This window comes from Rhodococcus sp. NPDC060086, assembly GCF_042730275.1.
Lineage (GTDB): Bacteria > Actinomycetota > Actinomycetes > Mycobacteriales > Mycobacteriaceae > Rhodococcus.
Map to the genome: position 1 here is coordinate 1 of NZ_JBHWWZ010000015.1, position 17,790 is coordinate 17,790.

General features: G+C 65.4%; 16 protein-coding genes. 6 read left to right on the forward strand and 10 right to left on the reverse strand.

All coding sequences use genetic code 11. The features are described 5' to 3' along the window. Positions 1 to 378: 378 nt before the first annotated feature. Both ACFWB0_RS11355 and ACFWB0_RS11360 read right to left on the reverse strand, forming a co-directional pair. Positions 379 to 1,302 carry an NAD-dependent epimerase/dehydratase family protein gene (locus ACFWB0_RS11355; protein ID WP_378490541.1) on the reverse strand — a complete coding sequence of 308 codons (924 nt, stop codon included), beginning with the start codon at positions 1,300 to 1,302 and terminating at the stop codon, positions 379 to 381. Between the two features lie 26 nt (positions 1,303 to 1,328). Beyond that, on the reverse strand, positions 1,329 to 2,144 hold the full coding sequence (locus tag ACFWB0_RS11360) for an SDR family NAD(P)-dependent oxidoreductase (RefSeq protein ID WP_378490542.1): 816 nt from the start codon (positions 2,142 to 2,144) through the stop codon (positions 1,329 to 1,331). A gap of 120 nt (positions 2,145 to 2,264) precedes the next feature. Between ACFWB0_RS11360 and ACFWB0_RS11365 the strand changes: the two genes are divergently transcribed. Further along, on the forward strand, positions 2,265 to 2,945 hold the full coding sequence (locus tag ACFWB0_RS11365) for an IclR family transcriptional regulator (protein ID WP_378490543.1): 681 nt from the start codon (positions 2,265 to 2,267) through the stop codon (positions 2,943 to 2,945). A gap of 97 nt (positions 2,946 to 3,042) precedes the next feature. Here the strand turns inward: ACFWB0_RS11365 and ACFWB0_RS11370 are convergent, their stop codons facing one another. The 6 genes from ACFWB0_RS11370 to ACFWB0_RS11395 all read right to left on the reverse strand — a co-directional run bounded on the left by ACFWB0_RS11370 (position 3,043) and on the right by ACFWB0_RS11395 (position 9,449). Beyond that, complete coding sequence (locus ACFWB0_RS11370; protein WP_378490544.1) at positions 3,043 to 3,813, reverse strand: DUF2182 domain-containing protein; 771 nt, start codon at positions 3,811 to 3,813, stop codon at positions 3,043 to 3,045. Next, the gene (locus tag ACFWB0_RS11375) at positions 3,810 to 5,189 is read right to left on the reverse strand and encodes a tyrosinase family protein (RefSeq protein WP_378490545.1); all 1,380 of its coding nucleotides are present in this window, start codon (positions 5,187 to 5,189) and stop codon (positions 3,810 to 3,812) included. The genes ACFWB0_RS11370 and ACFWB0_RS11375 overlap by 4 nt, the downstream gene beginning before the upstream one ends. 171 nt (positions 5,190 to 5,360) lie before the next feature. Then, positions 5,361 to 6,119: a 3-oxoacyl-ACP reductase FabG gene (gene fabG, locus ACFWB0_RS11380; RefSeq protein ID WP_378490546.1), complete on the reverse strand. Its 759-nt coding sequence runs from the start codon at positions 6,117 to 6,119 to the stop codon at positions 5,361 to 5,363. A gap of 25 nt (positions 6,120 to 6,144) precedes the next feature. Then, positions 6,145 to 6,906, reverse strand: coding sequence for an SDR family NAD(P)-dependent oxidoreductase (locus tag ACFWB0_RS11385; RefSeq protein ID WP_378490547.1), 762 nt, complete (start codon positions 6,904 to 6,906; stop codon positions 6,145 to 6,147). A 148-nt stretch (positions 6,907 to 7,054) separates the two neighbouring features. Then, complete coding sequence (locus tag ACFWB0_RS11390) at positions 7,055 to 8,272, reverse strand: acetyl-CoA C-acetyltransferase (protein ID WP_378490548.1); 1,218 nt, start codon at positions 8,270 to 8,272, stop codon at positions 7,055 to 7,057. A 31-nt stretch (positions 8,273 to 8,303) separates the two neighbouring features. After that, positions 8,304 to 9,449 (reverse strand): acyl-CoA dehydrogenase family protein, encoded by a 1,146-nt coding sequence (locus ACFWB0_RS11395; RefSeq protein ID WP_378490549.1) that lies wholly within the window; start codon positions 9,447 to 9,449, stop codon positions 8,304 to 8,306. Positions 9,450 to 9,599: 150 nt separating this feature from the next. Between ACFWB0_RS11395 and ACFWB0_RS11400 the strand changes: the two genes are divergently transcribed. Then, the gene (locus ACFWB0_RS11400) at positions 9,600 to 10,151 is read left to right on the forward strand and encodes a TetR/AcrR family transcriptional regulator (protein WP_378490629.1); all 552 of its coding nucleotides are present in this window, start codon (positions 9,600 to 9,602) and stop codon (positions 10,149 to 10,151) included. Here the strand turns inward: ACFWB0_RS11400 and ACFWB0_RS11405 are convergent. Together ACFWB0_RS11405 and ACFWB0_RS11410 are read right to left on the reverse strand one after the other, a co-directional pair. Beyond that, positions 10,145 to 13,030: a UPF0182 family protein gene (locus tag ACFWB0_RS11405; protein WP_378490550.1), complete on the reverse strand. Its 2,886-nt coding sequence runs from the start codon at positions 13,028 to 13,030 to the stop codon at positions 10,145 to 10,147. The genes ACFWB0_RS11400 and ACFWB0_RS11405 overlap by 7 nt on opposite strands. 135 nt (positions 13,031 to 13,165) lie before the next feature. Beyond that, positions 13,166 to 14,494: a 3-hydroxyacyl-CoA dehydrogenase NAD-binding domain-containing protein gene (locus ACFWB0_RS11410; protein ID WP_378490551.1), complete on the reverse strand. Its 1,329-nt coding sequence runs from the start codon at positions 14,492 to 14,494 to the stop codon at positions 13,166 to 13,168. A gap of 269 nt (positions 14,495 to 14,763) precedes the next feature. Here ACFWB0_RS11410 and ACFWB0_RS11415 point away from each other — a divergent pair, with 269 nt between their 5' ends. From ACFWB0_RS11415 to ACFWB0_RS11430, 4 genes are read left to right on the forward strand one after another with little or no spacing between them, the layout of a single operon-like run. After that, positions 14,764 to 15,402, forward strand: coding sequence for a DUF3558 domain-containing protein (locus ACFWB0_RS11415; protein ID WP_378490552.1), 639 nt, complete (start codon positions 14,764 to 14,766; stop codon positions 15,400 to 15,402). Then, entirely contained in the window at positions 15,399 to 15,728 is a 330-nt protein-coding gene (locus ACFWB0_RS11420) for a hypothetical protein (RefSeq protein WP_378490553.1), read from the forward strand. Before ACFWB0_RS11415 ends, ACFWB0_RS11420 begins: the two co-directional genes overlap by 4 nt. A 2-nt stretch (positions 15,729 to 15,730) precedes the next feature. Continuing rightward, the gene (locus ACFWB0_RS11425) at positions 15,731 to 17,059 is read left to right on the forward strand and encodes a hypothetical protein (protein ID WP_378490554.1); all 1,329 of its coding nucleotides are present in this window, start codon (positions 15,731 to 15,733) and stop codon (positions 17,057 to 17,059) included. Next, a complete protein-coding gene (locus tag ACFWB0_RS11430; protein WP_378490555.1) occupies positions 17,056 to 17,790 on the forward strand; it encodes an ESX secretion-associated protein EspG in 735 nt (244 codons plus the stop codon). Before ACFWB0_RS11425 ends, ACFWB0_RS11430 begins: the two co-directional genes overlap by 4 nt.

Here is a 17,790-nt window from a genome sequence, read left to right on the forward strand (position 1 = left end):
CGGTTAGTGCGTGAAATCGGTCGTTCATGAACAAGAAGGGCCTGGTCACAGCACTGCGATCAAGATTTGCGGTCTGAAGTGAGCCAAGTCAGGTCCGACAATCACACCGAAGCCGCAGCGCTTCTCGGGTCCGCTGACAAGTCTTTGGAGAAGCATTTACGCCTACTGCTCTCATTGAAAACGAAGGCCGGCTATACCCACTCACCTGCCAGCAGTGACGATGCCAAACGCGCAGCTCGAGCAGCGGAAGCATTGGTCGATGCCGCACGGACCGCACACCGCACCGCGCCGCGCTGACAGGGCCTTCCCGATTGCGTCCGGGTAGGTCCGTAGGAAAGCTGACCTACCCGGGCATGTAAACCGGCTATCGGATCGTGGTCAGCTGCGCGAAGTCGCCGCGACGACAGCCTCGACCATCGCTTCGACCGCTCGCGTGCAGTCGTTGCGGTCGTAACCCAGCAGCCGCGCCTCGTCGGCATCCGGCTCGTATGCCAGTGTGTTGCCGCGTCCCTGGACGATCGCGGCATCCGAAAGTAGCGGGTGCGACTCGTCTTTCACCGCGATCTCGCGGTTCCCGCCGGCGGCGTCGACCATGATCTGAAAGAACCGCTGGTACGTGAGGTTCTCGTCGCCGATCAGGTAGGCCTTCCCCGACTCGCCGTGGTGCACCGCGCCTCGGATGGCCTGCGCGAGCGAACGCGCCGACAGGTAGTTGGTGCCGCCGGGAGGAGCGAAATCGGGGATCTGCGGCTCGTTGCCCGCGGCCCACGAGACCATCTTCCGGTAGCGGCGGGTGGAGGTCCCCGGCACGACACCGAGGATCGACGGCGGATTGAGCGTGCAGACGTTGAACGACTCGTCGGCGAGCGCGCGGGCACCCTCGTCGGCCGCCTTGCGGGCCGCGACGTACGGGTTGGTCTCGGCGATGTCCGGGCGGACCTGGTGGTAGTAGCTTCCGACCTGCACGAACCGCCCGACGCCCGCGTCCTTGGCGAGTTGGGCGAAGCGTGGCACACCCACACTTTGTGTGGTCTCCCAGAACTTCAGCTCGTCGTCGTCCTCGCGCGGCTTGTGTCGCGGGTCCTGACCGGCAGCGAACACCACGGCGTCGAATCCCGACAGTTGTTCGCGGGTGAAGGTCGGCACCGTGTAATCACCGGTAAGGAGCGGGAAACCGGCCACGAGCGAATCGTCGGCGATCGGGCCGCGACCCGCCACGGTCACGTCGTCGCCGTGGTCGCGCAGGTGGAGGGCAGCGTGCGCACCGATCATGCCGGTGCCGCCGATAACCAGAATCTTCATGGAGATACCTCTTCCAATTGTGCGGATCAGGGATTGCGCGGTCGGTTCGTCCAACCACCGGAATGACGGGGTACCCATCCGCCGGACGAATGCGTGCCACCGTCGACGTGGATGGTGCCTCCGGTGACGAACCTGGACAGGTCGGAGGCGAGGAACAACGCAACCCCCGCGACGTCCTCGGGTTGCCCGGGACCGCCGAGCGGCGACCAGTGCGGCCACAGCGGCAGATCCTCGTCGGGCACGAGCGCCGCGTAGGGCACCTGCACCGTCTCGATGAGGTCGGGAGCGACCGCGTTGACCCGAATACCGGCAGGCCCGACCTCCGCGGCCAGCGATCGGGTGAACTGCGTCAAGGCCGCCTTGTATGCGGAGTACACGGTGTGACCGGGGATCGCCCGATGAGATTCGACGGTGGTCAGGTTGATGATCGAGCCGCGACCACGTTCGGTCATGCCCGGCAGCAACGCCTGCGTCAGACGCAGGACGTGCGCGAAGTTGATCTCATGTAGGTCTCCCCACAGATTCGGCGAATTGGTGGCAAAGGCGTGCGGCGGCTGCAGATAGTGGCCGACGTTGTTGACCAGTACGTCCGGCCGGTGTTCGACGAGCGCTGCCGGGACCGACTCTGCACGCACATCCCATTCGACAGAACTGACCGCCCCACCGGCAGCCGGGTCGAACTCGAGCGCGCCGATCGGATCGATATCCGCGACGAGCACATCGGCACCGTGGGCTGCGAACGACTTCGCAATCGCAGCGCCGATCCCCGCGGCGCCGCCGGTCACCACAGCGCGACGACCTGCCAACATCGCGCCGGGAGTCATACAGGAGGGATTCGGCATGGACGCAGTACACAGCACTTCACGTCCAGGACGACAGCACCGATTCCGGTAAGCGGAAGAATTGCCTCGACGCACACAGTCACGTGTTACCCATGTGCAGCGGCGAAGGAAGGAGACCGGATGGAGGGACCGACCGGAACGTTGCAGCGTGCGGCGGTGATTCTCGACGTATTCGAGGGCGCCGACCGGCTGAACCTGTCGCAGATCGTCACCGCCACCGGGCTCCCCCGCACCTCGGTGCACCGCGCGCTGGAGCAGCTCGTCGCGCTCCGTTGGGTGTATCGCGAGGGCATGGACTACCAACTGGGCATGCGGATGATCGAGCTGGGCGCGGCGGCTGCGCAGCAGAATGCCCTGCGCCGCGCTGCCCTGCCCAGCTTGCGACGACTGCATAAGCTGACCGGATGCGTCGTCCATCTCGGCGTTCGCGACGGATCCGAGGCCGTCTATCTCGCGAAGATCGGCGGCGAGTCGGCCCCGCTGGTGCGGTCGCGGGTCGGCGACCGGCTTCCCGTCATGTCGTCGACGATCGGCAAGGCGCTCCTGGCCATCGGCGACCCTCCCGACGCGGAGTCGCCCGAGATCGCACGCGTCCGGGAATTGCGACTGGCCTACGACCCGGAGCGGTGCTTGAAGGGCTTCAGTTGCGTCGCCGTTCCCATCGGGCAGATCGGCGGGACCGATGCCGCAGCTCTGTCGGTATTCGGTCCGGCCGACCGCGTACGCGACAGACGAATGATGTCGTCCGCGCAGACCGCAGCCGCCGAGATCTGGCGGAAAATCTGCTCGCATGAGAATTGAATTTCGAAATGCTGATTCGCGCCGGGCCCGGTCGCCTTCCACCGTCTGATCTCCGAATGGCGCGAGGACGATATGAGCGATGTCCTCGCGCCCGATGTCAGTCCGAACCACCTGCCAACAGAAGGCATGCGGTTGCGGTGATGACGAGGGCGATCGCGACCATCCGCGCAGCTTTCCGAGGATGACGCGAACGACGTTCGAAGACCATGCCGCCCGCCGCAGCTGCCATGATGGGGAGGTGCGCGGCGGGGATGCTCGCGGCGGCCACCGCCACCGCCAGCATGAGCGGCGCGCACGTCCGGATACAGGCCCAGGCATGGCGGACAGCAAAACTGCCGACGCCCTTCATCGCACGCCACCCTCGCGGTGGCAGCGTGTGCGGCCGGTGGCAGTCGTCGAGCGCGAGGTGTTTGAGGCCGGTCGTCTGCCACCCTGCTGCCACCAGCAGCGCCCCGGCAGCGACGACGGGGCGATACGGGGAATCGACCCGGTTCACCTCTGCCTCGAGCATCCACGCAGGCACAGCAACGGTCATCCACATCAACACGTAGACGAGAAGAAACTGGACAGTTGCGCGACCCCGTCTCCAGGACAGGGTATTGGCGCGGAGGAACGTGACCGCGGACAGCACGACAGGCCCCATCATCGCTACGATCATGAGCGCCCACGCCGCCGCTCTCACAACGGGACTCACGAACGAAGCCGGCCCGTGATGCTCGTCCGACAAGCCCTGGTGCAGCTCGTGTCCGAACAGCGCGAGGCCGATCCATGCTGCGCCCACGACCACCGCCGCCGGCAGCGTGATCGGATTCTTCTGACGACTCGCCCACGCCCGAGGGACAGGCCACGCGACCGCCGCGAAGCTCATGCCGTGTAGGAGATGCTGATCCGGCCGATTGTGACTTCCGGGAGCGCTTCCCTTCTCGCCGAGCCGGTATCGCCTGCAGAACCGACTTCGATCGGCCGGAAGGTCACGGCGAATCGAGCAGCTTCTTCCGACGACCCCACTCCCATTCGGCGTGCCACATCGGTGATGTCCACAGCCACCCGCATGCCGTGTCCGGGTTCGTCGCCCCGAGGATGCATAGCGCGTTCGATCCCGAAGAACGACAGGTTGCCGACGTAGTGCTCGTCGCTCGGATCCTCCGGGAGGTGTACGTAGATCGCGTAGATCGTGCCGGGATTCTGCTCTCCCTCGATATTTTCCACACTCAACTGAATCCGGGGAGACGTCTCACCGGTGGCGCGCCGGAAGGATTGTTGCGCACGCTGATCGACGTCCACGACGACAGGTTCGGTTGCCCGGCCGGTCAGAACGACCGCGCTCTCGCTGGCCCCGACGAATTCGGGTTCGCCCCCTTCGGACACCTGCGCCTCCGCTCGTCGCTCCGGTTGCCTGCTGGGGAGGCCATCGTATCCGTAGCCGAGCTGCTCGACGGTGTCGGTCACATCGCCGCACCGCTGTGTCACAGTGTTGCCGTCAACGTCGAACAACTCGAATTGCTGGTCGATCCATCTCAGGTCTTCCGGCGCCTTGTGACCGTTCGAATCCCACAGGGCCCACAGTCGGTCGATGTTCGCGTGGTGGAGCCAGAAGATGGGATCGAGCGCTGCGGTCTCCGGGTTGGACATCCAACCGGATCGCCCGCCGACCGCGACGTGGATGACGTTGTGCGGCGTCGCTTCCAGCTGCCCCGTCTCGGCGAAGAATCGTCCGTCGGCATCCGTTATCCCGCCGCCGAACTCGGTACTTCCGGTAAAGAACTGGCGCGCGAGCGCCTGCTCGGCCGAAGTGATCTGTGACGGCAGCTCGACCCCGTCGTTGACGGGTGGGTTTCGCCGCGCCACATACAGCGGATTCGGCCGACCATCGACCGTCGGCTGTCGGAACGCGGGATGAAGTGTGGCTGATTCGCCTTCGATCCCGTAGTTCCAGTACGGCAGTGCCCACTCCTGCGGTCCACCCGCTTCGACGACGGCGGCACGCGCAATCTGCTCGAACCGATACACGTACATGCGGTGCCAACTCAGGAAGTACCAGGTGCCGTGCATACAGCTGTTGGACAGCGACGGCGGGCGGTCGGCATCGGTGCCGTGGATCGCTGCTTGATACGCCCAGCTGGTCGGGTCGGTCGCCGGACGCGCCTGCATCACCTCGACGGCCTTCGCGTACCACTGCAGAGTCCGATCGGAAGCATCCAGCTTCCAGACGTCCTTGCGAACATGGATCGTTGGAGCACTCATCGTCGGAACCCCCCTCGTGAATGACCCCCATCGGGTCGTGTCGAATAGTAGATCGGCCGGACAGGACCGTCCTTGCTTTCCACCATTCGTCATCGAATGCTCACCGGGGCACCCAATACGACAGCGCCGCGGTCCCCATTCGGGAACCGCGGCGCTGCGGGTCGAACCAGCTCAGTCCTTCGGACCACCGGCAACGTAGATGACCTGGCCGGAGACGAAGCCCGCGCCCTCGGAGGCGAGGAACGATGCGGTGTGGGCGATGTCGTCGGGCTCGCCGACCCGCGCGACGGGGATCTGCGAGGCGGCAGCGGCCTTGTAATCCTCGAACGACGCGCCGACGCGCTCCGCGGTCGCGGCAGTCATCTCGGTCGCGATGAAGCCCGGAGCGATCGCGTTGGCGGTGACACCGAACTTGCCCAGTTCGACGGCGAGGGTCTTGGTGAAGCCCTGCATGCCCGCCTTGGCCGCGGAGTAGTTGACCTGGCCGCGGTTACCCTGCGCCGAGGTGCTCGACAGGTTGACGATGCGGCCGAACTTGTTGTCCACCATGTACTTCTGAGTCGCCCGCGCCATGAGGAATGCGCCGCGCAGGTGCACGCTCATCACGGCGTCCCAGTCTTCGACGGTCATCTTGAACAGCAGGTTGTCGCGCGTGATGCCCGCGTTGTTGATCAGCACCGTGGGGTCGCCCAGTTCCTCGGCGACCTTCTCCACAGCGGCGGCCACGGAGGCCTCGTCGGCGACGTTCGCGCCGACGGCAAGTGCCTTGCCGCCCGCTGCCTCGATGGCGGAGACGGTGTCGGCGCACGCTGCGGCGTCGAGGTCGAGGACGGCGACCTGCATGCCGTCTGCGGCCAGACGCTGGGCGACGGCGGCACCGATACCGCGTGCGGCTCCGGTGACGATGGCGGTGCGGACTGTTGAGCTCACTACGAACCTCCGTGAAGTGGTGCGGTCAGTTGATGGTGAGGCCACCGTCGACCGCGATGGTCTGGCCGGTGACATACCCGGCCGCCTCGGATACCAACCACACTGCGGTGGCGGCAATTTCTGCCGGGTCGCCGGTGCGACCCAGGACGATGCGCGGTTTCATGCTGTCGAGATAACCGGGCAGGTAGTCATCGGTCATCTCGGTCTCGAAGAACCCCGGCGCGATCGCATTGACGCGAATACCCTTGCGTGCGCCCCACTGCTGAGCGAGGTCGCGGGTGAGCCCGATGATCGCGGCCTTGCTCGCCGCGTACGCGGCCTGCGGCAGACGCGCGGTGGTCAGGCCGAGGACCGACGAGATGTTGAGGATCGAGCTACCGGGCTGCATCACCCGACCGGCGGCCTGCGCCGCCCAGTATGACCCGTTCAGGTTGATGTCGATGACCCGCCGGAACTCATCGGGGGTCTCCTTGGTGGCAGGCACCGCGGTGCCGATCCCGGCATTGTTGATGAGGATGTCGACCTTGCCGAGTTGTTCGACTGCCACATCGACCATGTGCTGCGCTTGATCGGGATCCGCGATGTCGGTTTCGACGGTGACGGCCCGTCGTCCCGCCGCGCGGACGAGTTCTGCGGTCTGTTCGAGTCGGTCGACGCGGCGGGCCGCGAGCACCACGTCGGCGCCCGCTTCCGCGAGGGCCTGCGCAAACGCGACACCGAGCCCGGACGAGGCGCCCGTGACGATCGCGACGCGGTCGTCGAGGCGGAACCTGTCGAGTACGGACATGCAGCGATCTCCTCTTATGGCGGGGCTACACACTGTATAGCTCATGTACGGTTCAATTACAAAGCAAAATGCCCATGAAACACGTTAGGCCGCATGCCTTTTCAGACATGCGGCCTAACGGTGACTTAGCCCGAACCTATGGCTCGGATCAGTTCAGGCGCTCGAGCACCATTGCCATGCCCTGGCCGCCGCCGACACACATCGTCTCGACACCGAACTGCTTGTCATGGGTCCGGAGGTTGTTCAGAAGCGTATTCGTGATCCGCGCTCCCGTCATGCCGAACGGGTGGCCGAGTGCGATCGCGCCGCCGGAGACGTTGAGCTTGTCCTCGTCGATGCCCAGTTCGCGAGCGGAGCCGATCACCTGCACGGCGAACGCCTCGTTGATCTCGAACAGGTCGATATCGGAGATACCCATCCCCGCCTTGCCCAGCGCCTTCTTGGTCGCCTCGATCGGGCCGAGGCCCATGATCTCGGGCGACAGACCCGACACGCCGGTCGACACGATGCGCGCGAGCGGCGTCAGACCGAGTGCCTTGGCCTTGGTGTCGGACATGATCACCAGCGCGGCGGCTCCGTCGTTGAGGGGGCACGCGTTGCCTGCGGTGATAGTGCCGTCGGGACGGAACACCGGCTTGAGCTGGCTGACGGCCTCGTACGTGGTGCCGGGACGCGGGCCGTCATCGGTGGACACGACGGTGCCGTCGGCGAGCGTGACCGGGGTGATCTCCCGCTCGAAGAAGCCCGACTTGATGGCTTCCTCGGCGCGGTTGTGCGAGCGGACACCCCAGCGGTCCTGGTCTTCACGGGAGATGCCGGTGAACGAGGCGACGTTCTCGGCGGTCTGGCCCATCCCGAGGTACACGTCGGGAAGCAGACCCTCGGCGCGGGGGTCGGTCCAGGCGGTGCCGCCCTCGGCGAGCTTGGCGCTGCGCGCCTGTGCGTCGTCGAAGAGCGGGTTCTTCGTGTCGGGCAGGCCGTCGGCGTTGCCGGTGACGAAGCTCGATACGGACTCGACGCCCGCGGAGATGAACACGTCACCCTCGCCGGCCTTGATCGCGTGCAGCGCCATGCGAGTGGTCTGCAGCGACGAGGAGCAGTACCGGTTGACGGTCACGCCGGGCAGGTAGTCGTAGCCCAGCTGCACGGCGACGACGCGGGCGATGTTGAAGCCCGACTGGCCGGCAGGCTGACCGCAGCCGAGCATGAGGTCGTCGATCTCGGTGGGGTCGAGCTCGGGGACCTTCGCCAGCGCGGCGGCCACCATCTGCGTCGCCAGATCGTCGGGGCGGACGGTCTTGAGCGAGCCCTTCATGGCGCGCCCGATGGGCGAGCGGACGGCGGACACGATCACAGCTTCGGGCATGACATGCTCCTCGTTGGTTGTCGATACCGGGCTAGAGGCCCAGGTCGCGGCCGATCAGTTCCTTCATGATCTCGTTGGTTCCCGCCCAGATCTTCGTCACGCGAGCGTCCTTCCAGGCGCGGGCCACACGATATTCGTTCATGAAACCGTAGCCGCCGTGGATCTGCACGCACGCGTCCAATACCTCTGACTGGGATTGTGCGCTCCACCACTTCGCCTTCGCGGCATCCACCGCGGTCAGCTCGCCGTCTGCGTGGGCCTCCACGGCCTGATCGACGTACGCCTCCGCGACCTCGATCTTCGTGACGAGTTCGGCGAGCAGGAACTTGTTGTACTGCATGGTGCCGATGGCCTTGCCGAACGCCTTACGCTCCTTCGCGTACTCGATGGTCTCGAGCAGGATCTGCTTGGCGTGGTGCACGTTGTTGACCGCCGAGCCGAGGCGTTCCTGCGGCAGCAGCTTCATCATCGAGATGAAGCCCATTCCCTCATCGCCGAGGAGGTTGGCGTGCGGGACGCGCACGTTCTCGAAGAACAGCTCGGCGGTGTCGGCTTCGGGCTGGCCCACCTTGTCGAGCTTGCGGCCGTTCTCGAAGCCCTTCATGCCGCGCTCGACGACGAACAGCGAGATGCCCTTCGCGCCCTTGCTCGGGTCGGTTCGGGCCGCCACGACCACGAGGTCGCAGTTGTAGCCGTTGGTGATGAACGTCTTGGCACCGTTGAGGATCCAGTCGTCGCCGTCGCGCACCGCGGTGGTCTTGAGGTTCGCGAGGTCGGATCCGCCGGACGGTTCGGTCATCGCGATGGCGCAGATGAGCTCACCCGTCGCACACTTGGGGAGCCAGCGTTCGCGCTGCTCGTCGTTACCGAGATGCACGATGTACGGGACGGTGATGTCGGAGTGGATGCCGATCGACGACGACAGCGCCATGTTCGCGCGGGCCATCTCTTCGGCGACGACCGCGTTGAAGCGGTAGTCGCCTGCCTCGCTGCCGCCGAAACGCTCGGGGATCTCGAGCCCGAGGATTCCGGCCTTACCTGCCTCGATCCAGATGTCGCGCGGGATCTCGTGTCGCTCGATGAGCTCTTCGGCACGGGAAAGTACGAACCGATTCACGAACTCGCGGACGGACTCGCGGAACGCTTCGTGGTCGGGGCCGTACAGGGTGCGTCGCATTCAACTGCTCCTCTTAGATAAGCAATCGCTTAGATTCTAAGCGTTCGCTTATTAAACGGCTCTGTGGTTTGCTTGTCAACCAGACCGAGGAAGGACTCCGTGAGCGCACCCGAGAACACCGTGATCAGCAGCTCCAAGGCCGCCGCGCGCATGCGGGAGGCCGCGATCGAAGCGTTCGCGGAGAACGGCTACGGCAGCACCACCACCCGGCAGATCGCCGCGCGCCTCGACCTGAGTCCGGCCGCGATGTACCCGCACTACAAATCCAAGGAAGAGCTCCTCTACGCCATCGCGTACGAGGGCCACGACTTCGCACTGCGGGTCGTGCGCGACGCCGATCCACTCGATGCCGACGCAACTACGCGCCTCACCTCGATCATCCGGCTCTTCGCGCAGTGGCAGGCCCAGAACCATCGCCGCGCGCGCGTCATCCAGTACGAGCTGACCGCGCTCGAACCCGACCACTACCGCGTCATCAAGGGACTACGCCGAGAGACCACCAAGGTGGTTCGCGACGTCGTCGACCTCGGTATCGCGTCGGGCGAATTCACGGTGCCCGACGCCGAAGGCGTCACCCTCGCACTCATGTCGCTGTGCGTCGACATCTGCCGCTGGTACCCGTCCGGTCGATACAGCGATCCGGAGACGATCAGCGCCCTCTACGCCGATCTCGCGTTGCGTCTGGTCGGGGCGGTTCACTGACCTCCAGTCGCGGCGACGTAGGCGTCGACCGCCCCCTGTAGCCGGTCGAGTGCGGCGCCCAATGTGCGGAAATCGCCCTCGCGTTGCGCAGCCCTCAGCTCCTCGAGTGCCACCTGAAGGTCCTGTGCGGCAGCCGCGGCGTCCGGATTCACGGCGGGTGCGGGCCCCTCGGCCGGCGGCGGCGCTTCCTCGGCCGGCGTCGCTGCATCGCCACCCGGCGGCGTCGCTGCGCTGCCTGCACCGCCACCGAGCACCTGGTCGAGCGCTTCCGCCAGTGTCGGGGCATAACCGACGAGCACCCCGCCCGTCTGCGGGTCGCGATAACTCACCAGCACGCGGGCCAACTGCGGGAAGGTCGATCCGTCGGTCGCCGCGGACATCCGCTCGGTGTACAGCGGTTCGACGTAGAGCAACCCGCCGTCGGCGATCGGCAGCGTCAGCAGATTGCCGTAGTGGATGCGGTTCGACCGCTCGAGCAGTGTGCGCTCCGACGCGACGCGGGTATCGGAGATCATCGAGTTCTGCGTTTGCTGCGGGCCCTGGGTGAGACTGTCGGTCGGTAGTTCGAGCACCGTGATCTTCCCGTATCCCTCCGGGTCGGAGCGCGCGGAAATGTAGGCGGACAGGAACTCTCGATGGAATCCGACCATCGCCCCCGCCAACCGGAACGACGGCTGCGCGGTCTCCTCGTCACCGACGAGCACGTAGTACGGCGGCTGATTCGGATTCGTGTCGACGGTGGGGTCGCTCGGCACAGACCAGAATGCGTTGGTGGTGAAGAACTCCAGAGGATCGTCGACGTGATAGCGCGCCAGAATCTCCCGCTGCACCCGGAACAGATCTTCGGGGTACCGGAAGTGGGCACGCAGTCCGTCGGGCACGTCGCTCTCGGGCCGGACGGTACCGGGGAACACGCGCATCCACGTCTGCAGAACAGGATCGGTGGAGTCCACCTGGTAGAGCGTGACGGTGCCGTCGTAGGCATCGACGGTGGCCTTCACTGAATTCCGCATGTAGTTGATCTCCTGAGAGCGCAACGCGTCCGGCTCGGGAAGCGTGCTGCGCTGCGAATACGGATAGCCGTCGACCGTGGTGTATCCGTCGACGATCCACACGATCCGGCCGTTCACCACCGCCGGGTACGGGTTCGTGTCCGTCTCGAGCCAGGGTGCCACCATATTCACCCGCTCCGCCGGGTCGCGGTGGAAGAGAATCTTCGATGCCGAACCGATCTCACTGGAGAAGATGATGTTGCGTTCTCCGTACCGAGCCGAGAACGCAAGGCGGTCGAACCAGTTCCCGATCGAGACGCCGCCCTCACCGTCGTAGGTGAACGACGAGGTGTCGGTGTCGTATTCACGCGGCGCCTCACCCGGTGCGGCGCCCACGATCACATACTCCTGCCCGGACTGTCCGAGCACCTCGCCGAAGTACACGCGCGGTTGCTCGACCGGGATCAACTGCTCGGTGCCGTGCGTCGCTATGTCGCTGACCGTATAGAGCGGGTACCCGCTGTCGCTGCTCGACGCGCCATCGGTCGCATCCCGCACCGCCGCGTTGACGCGATTGGCCGGTGCCGCCACGAACCCGTTGCCGTGGGTGTAGACGGTGTGCTGGTTGACCCAGTGGGTCTGGTTGCCGGTGAGCCGCTCGGGCGAGAGTTCACGTACTCCGACGACGAAGTCGCGTAGCTCCCCGTCGATCCGGTAGCGGTCGAGATCGAGGTTCTCGGGGAACTCGTAGAAGTTCTTCAGCTGCTGTTGCTGCGTGAACGTGCGCGACAGGACGTCGGGGTCGAGGAGGCGAATATTCGCGATGGTCGTGACGTCGGCGGGGGTGTCCTCGGGCGGCGTGGTGCCGATACCCCCGTACGGGACGTACTCGACGGTCTCGTCACCTACCCGGTATGCCTGCCGCGTCGCCTCGATGCCCCGTTCGATGTAGGGGGCTTCGCGCACGGCCGCGTTCGGCCGAACCGAGAGTTGTTCGACCACCAACGGCCAGATCCCGCCGACCAGGATCGACGACAGGAACAGCAATCCCAAGGACAGCAGCGGGATCCGCAGATCGCGGAGTCGGATCACAGCGAAACATGCCACCGCGCACAGCAACGCGATGGCGCAGAGGATGAACTTCGCAGGAAGCACCGCGTTGATGTCGGTGTATCCGGCGCCGGTGAAAGCGGGCTCCCGATGTCCCGACGACACGAGCGCGTAGCGGTCGAGCCAGTATGCGAGCGCCTTGAGCAACACGAACATTCCGGCCAGGACGGCGATCTGAATCAACGCCGAGGACGAGAAGACGTTTCGCATCTTGCCGCCGACGGTGATCCCGCCGAACAGGTAGTTGGTGGCGACATTCGCGATTCCCGCGAAGAACACCGCCACGAACAACCAGCTGAGCACCCACCGGTAGAACGGCAGGTCGAATACGAAGAAGCCGACGTCGAGCCCGAACTCAGGATCGACGGAATCGAATGCTCCACCATGGAGGAACAACTGAACGGTCGCCCAATTCCCTTGCGCGATCAGCCCGGCAAGCAATCCGAACATCACCGGAATGCCTACGCCGAACAGACGGCCCCGCTGCAGCACCACCCGTCGATACGGCTCGAGGGGGTCTCCGCTGCGCGCGGACGGGAAAAGTGGTCTGGCCCGGAATGCCACCCTCATCCCGAGGAACACCGCACCACCGACCAGCGCTCCGATGACGAAGAACAACACCCACCGGGTGATGAACACCCTGGTCCAGACCCCGCGGTAGCCGACCTCGCCGAACCACAGCCAATCCGTATAGGCCCGCACCATCGGCGGCACGAAAGCAAGCAGCACCACCAGTGCCACCGCGACGACGATCGCCGACCGTGTGCGTGTCCGCATTGCCCCTCCCCATCGGGAGTCGGACGCCGGAATCTCGTTCGGCGCCCGCGTGCTGTCAGTCTACGGACCGCGCCCTACCCGGACGGGACTGTCGGTGTACCGAAATTTCGATACACCGACAGTCATGTTGTGTGCCTAACCGGAGAAGGTGGTGTGCCCGCCCTCGACGCGCTCGACGAGCAGCGGCGCCGGGGCCCACACTCGACCGTGAGCGGACTCGAACTCCCGGATCTTCCGCAACACCACGTCGAGTCCGACCGTTTCCGCGTAGTGCATCGGACCACCACGGCGCTTCGGGAATCCGTACCCGTTGGTGTAGACGACGTCGATATCCGACGCCCGCTGGGCGATACCCTCACCGAGCAGGGCCGCCCCCTCGTTCACCAGTGCGAGCATGCAACGGTCGACGATCTCCTCGTCGGTGATGGTGCGACGTTCGATACCGTCCTCTGCCGCGCACGTGCGGATGATCTCGTCCACCGCCGGATCCGGAACCGGGGTGCGGCTTCCCTCGTCGTACGTGTAGTAACCGGATCCGGTCTTCTGGCCGAACCGTCCTGCCTCGCAGAGAGTATCGGCCACCCGCGAGTAGCGAAGATCCTTCGGACGGGTCGGCGCCAGCCGCTTACGCGCCGCCCACGAGATATCGTTGCCCGCCAGATCCGCCATGGCGAACGGCCCCATCGCAAGCCCGAATTCCTTCAGTGCAGCGTCGACCTGCTGCGGCGTCGCCCCCTCTTCCAGGAGGAAGTCGGCCTCACGACGGTACGGGGTGAGCATGCGGTTGCCGATGAAACCTTCGCAGACCTTGGCCAGCACCGGAACCTTGCCGATCGACTGTGCCAGCGCCATGGACGTGACGACGACATCGTCGGCGGTCGCCTCGCCGCGCACCACCTCGACGAGCTTCATGACATGCGCCGGGCTGAAGAAATGCAACCCGATCACGTCGTGCGGGCGTGAGGTGCTGCGCGCGATCTCATCGAGGTCGAGGCGCGAGGTGTTTGACGCGAGGATCGCCCCCGTCTTGCACAGTGCGTCGAGCTTGCCGAACACGTCCTTCTTGACGCCCATGTCCTCGAACACGGCTTCGATGACGAGATCTGCGTCGGAGGCTGCCGAGAAGTCGAGGTGCGGTTCGATCAACGCCGCGCGCTCCTGCGCCTGTTCAGCGGTGATCTTGCCTTTGGCTGCCGACGACTCGTAGTTCTTCCGAACCGTGCCGATCCCCCGGTCCAGCGCCTCCGGGCTCTGCTCGATCAACGCGACAGACAGACCTCCATTGGCGAATGCCATGGCGATGCCGGAGCCCATGGTGCCTGCGCCGATCACCGCGACACGTTTGATCGGGCGCGGCGTCACCGACGCGGGAATGTCGGCGACCTGAGCCGCGGCCTTCACTGCTGCAGACAGGTGCCGCTCGGCGGCGGATTCCGGGCTGTCGGTCGAGGTGGGAGTACTCACGAGCCGCACTTCCTCTATGGGTCGGGGCACACGGTGCCGTGATCAGTGGTTACCCAATTGTCTGCCGGATGACCTAACAGCCAATTGTGATACAAGTCCCAGTGCCGCGCGCGAAACTTTCCTCGCGTTGTCCGGGTTTCCGTGGGTCATGAGGCAACGGAAACCCATGTGAGCGGAGGAAAGCTCCGCAGCGGAGGCACTGGCTCGGACGCGTGCCCGGATCTGCGTTAATATCTGCGCGACCGAACGGATCGGGGGGATCCTTGGCAATGACATATCCACGTCTTCTGAACACCGCAAGGGTGGGGGCGGCGCTCATCATCGCGGGTGTTCTTTTCAGCGGCTGCACCACCACGAGCGATACGACACCGGTCGCGGCCGAGGAACCGGCACCGACGACGCCGACCACCCGCCCGCCACGACTCACCGATGAGTCCGGCCGACCCGACATCACCTTCGACCCCTGCCTCGACATCCCCGACGACGTCCTCGTCGACGCCGGTTACGACCCGCGCACAAAAGACATAGCCGACTATCTGATGGAGCAGTACACCTTCATGGTCTGCACCTACCGAGCACCAGTCAAGGTTCCGGGAGTAATCCGTTCCTACGGACTCAACATCCTCTCCGGAAACGTCAGCATCGACGAAGAACTCGCCAAAGTAGGCGACGTCGCGAGCGAAACAACTGTCAACGGACGCCGCGCGCTACTGGAGTACGACCCCAAACCGGACAACTCATGCGCGATCACGCTGCAGACCGACTTCGGCATCATCATCTTCGACCGTCTCTACCACGCCGATCACACCCGCACGCTCACATTCGACGAACGCTGCGGCGGTCTGGCCGACACGGTCGCACTGTTCGAACCTTTCGTCGACGACAATCCTGGGAAGAAGCCGCAGTGAGTGAATTCGTCCGCCTCGAACCCCATGTCATCGAGGAGATCCTCGCGATCTGCGACACCGTGCTCGCCGAACTCGACAAGGCAGCCGAGGTTACGAAGAACCTCGGCCGAGCTGAGGGATTCGGCGAGTTCGAGTCCGCCAGACAACTCGCCGCAGGCTTCGCCCGCAAGGGCGCAGGCACTCCCGAATCGGCGAGGGAGCGCGTCGACCAGTTCATCGTCGCCTTCACCAATCTTCGCGACGCCTTCGCTTCCGGCGGCGAAGCCTTCCTCGACGCAGAATTCGACTGGGCCCGCCAACTCGCCACCATCGAACAGGAGTTGTGACGATGTCCGACACCGACAACCCGATCCAGGAACTCCTCTACCCACTGTTGGGGCCCGTGCCGCCGGAGTCGGTCGCGCGTCGACAGGCCCGCCACGATGAATTGGCGGGGCGAGTGGACAGCGGTGTCGACCCCGATTACATCGCGCAGTTCGAGAACTTCCACGGCATGGATCACGCCGCGATCTATCAGCTCAGCCAGACGATCAGTCCTCTCGCGATGACCACGCTGGCGAATGAATGGCAAAAGCTCGGAACGGTATTCAGCTTCACGGTCTCCGTGGCCACCGCCATGATCCGCGACAAGATCGCCCAGCATTGGGAAGGCGACGCTGCGAACGCGGCGTCGTCGTCGACGGAACTGTTCGGTACCTCCGCCCAGCGGTTGAGCGATGCGTCGCTCGCGGTGTCGCAGAAACTCCAGATCGCAGCGGATGTGGGCGCGCGAGTGAAGACGTCGGTCACTCCCCCGTCGATCTCTGTCCCGATGCCGATGGACCTGGTGAGTCCCATCGCCGCCGCCGACCGGGAGCGCCAGGAGGAGGCCGCGCGTCAGCAGGCGATTCGCGTCATGGAGTCGCTCTACAAGCCGTACTACCGCGATTCCGGATCCGCAGTTCCGGTATTACCTCCACCCCAGGACTCCACCAGGGCCGGCGCCGCGAGCGCGGTTCCCTCGAGTTTCGGAAACCCATCGGCATCCGGTGGCGGCCACAGCGCAGCGGCAGCCTCGAACGGGAGCGGCGTAGCGGGCGGTCAACCGTCCGAATCTGCGGGGGCTGCAGCCGACGGCAATACACCTGACAGTTCCGAGACGGATTCTTCCCGTAGCGGAGCCTCGCAGTCTCCTGAAACCGGGGCGGCAGGTTCGCCGGACTCGGAATCGGTCCGCACGTCACCGACCTCGACGGCCCCGACTTCGACCCTCCCCGGAAGCACCACAGGTCAACCGTATGGTTCTTCGACTGCCAGCTCCGGTATGCCCGGGAGCGGGACGTACGGAACCGGAGGTTATGGCGGTGGCGGCTCAGGCTCGAGCGGAGGCGGCGTGGGCGGAGCCGGGAGCGGCTCTGCACTCGGCCCCGGCGTTGCCGGAGGCGTCGGCGCGACCGGCACCTCAGCACCCGCCGCATCTCAACAGGGAACTGCCGCCGCTCGCGCCGGCTCGATGCGCCCGATGGGAATGATGCCCGGCATGATGGGCGGCCAGCAGCGCGGCAACGACGAAGCACGACAGGTCGCGAGTTATCTCGTCACGAACGATCACGGAAACGAACTCATCGGGTCGATCCCCGACACCGCCCCGCCCGTCCTAGGAGTCGACCCGCTGTGACCTGGCATGTGACCCCCGACCGTTTCCTGTCGCTGTGGACTGCGGCGGGAAACGACGAGTTTCCATTCCCCCTGCGCTACCGGTCGGCGTCGATGTGGGAGGACGAATACGACGCCGACCGGCACGCCGCCGACGAGTGGCGCAGACAACTGGCCGATCCGCGTCTCGACCACGCGATCCGGATCCTGCAGGCCGGAGAGCTCGCCGTCGAGATGTACGGAAATGCGGGGACCGCAGACATTCGAGTCAGGGGCGGGAAAGAAGGCGCATTCGCTGTTCTCGCACGCCAGTATGCCTCCGGCGACATCCAGATCGTCCCAATCCAGTCGAGCATCCTCGCCCGCGCCGTCGTCGCGCAGATACCTGCTGCACCCCGAGGACACGAGCAGGCCCGAGCCGCCTCCATCCGCGAACTCACCGAACCGACCGCCACCACATCGGTGAGGCAGCAGATCGGTGAGAGTGAACCGCGCGCGTTGCGTCGTCTCCTTCTCCGCGACCGCTCCGGTGCGGGCAGCATCCGACTGCTCGCTCCGAACGCTCACGGTCGCCTCACGACGGAATCGGATATCGGCTGGTTCGATGTCGTCGACGACGGTCGCTACATGTTCTCCCCGGGCACCGATACGCGAGTAGTGCCCGCTACCAACGACATTCTGCGCGAGGAACTCGACCGTCGAATCGACAGGGCACGCGCCCGTCGACGACAGGACGCACCGACACCCTGGTGA

Coding starts and splice junctions, on each gene's coding strand:
- ACFWB0_RS11355 (WP_378490541.1), bottom strand. CDS start 1,302: ATGAAGATTCTGGTTATCGGCGGCACCGGCATGATCGGTGCGCACGCT.
- ACFWB0_RS11360 (WP_378490542.1), bottom strand. CDS start 2,144: ATGCCGAATCCCTCCTGTATGACTCCCGGCGCGATGTTGGCAGGTCGT.
- ACFWB0_RS11365 (WP_378490543.1), top strand. CDS start 2,265: ATGGAGGGACCGACCGGAACGTTGCAGCGTGCGGCGGTGATTCTCGAC.
- ACFWB0_RS11370 (WP_378490544.1), bottom strand. CDS start 3,813: ATGAGCTTCGCGGCGGTCGCGTGGCCTGTCCCTCGGGCGTGGGCGAGT.
- ACFWB0_RS11375 (WP_378490545.1), bottom strand. CDS start 5,189: ATGAGTGCTCCAACGATCCATGTTCGCAAGGACGTCTGGAAGCTGGAT.
- ACFWB0_RS11385 (WP_378490547.1), bottom strand. CDS start 6,906: ATGTCCGTACTCGACAGGTTCCGCCTCGACGACCGCGTCGCGATCGTC.
- ACFWB0_RS11390 (WP_378490548.1), bottom strand. CDS start 8,272: ATGCCCGAAGCTGTGATCGTGTCCGCCGTCCGCTCGCCCATCGGGCGC.
- ACFWB0_RS11395 (WP_378490549.1), bottom strand. CDS start 9,449: ATGCGACGCACCCTGTACGGCCCCGACCACGAAGCGTTCCGCGAGTCC.
- ACFWB0_RS11400 (WP_378490629.1), top strand. CDS start 9,600: ATGCGGGAGGCCGCGATCGAAGCGTTCGCGGAGAACGGCTACGGCAGC.
- ACFWB0_RS11405 (WP_378490550.1), bottom strand. CDS start 13,030: ATGCGGACACGCACACGGTCGGCGATCGTCGTCGCGGTGGCACTGGTG.
- ACFWB0_RS11415 (WP_378490552.1), top strand. CDS start 14,764: ATGACATATCCACGTCTTCTGAACACCGCAAGGGTGGGGGCGGCGCTC.
- ACFWB0_RS11425 (WP_378490554.1), top strand. CDS start 15,731: ATGTCCGACACCGACAACCCGATCCAGGAACTCCTCTACCCACTGTTG.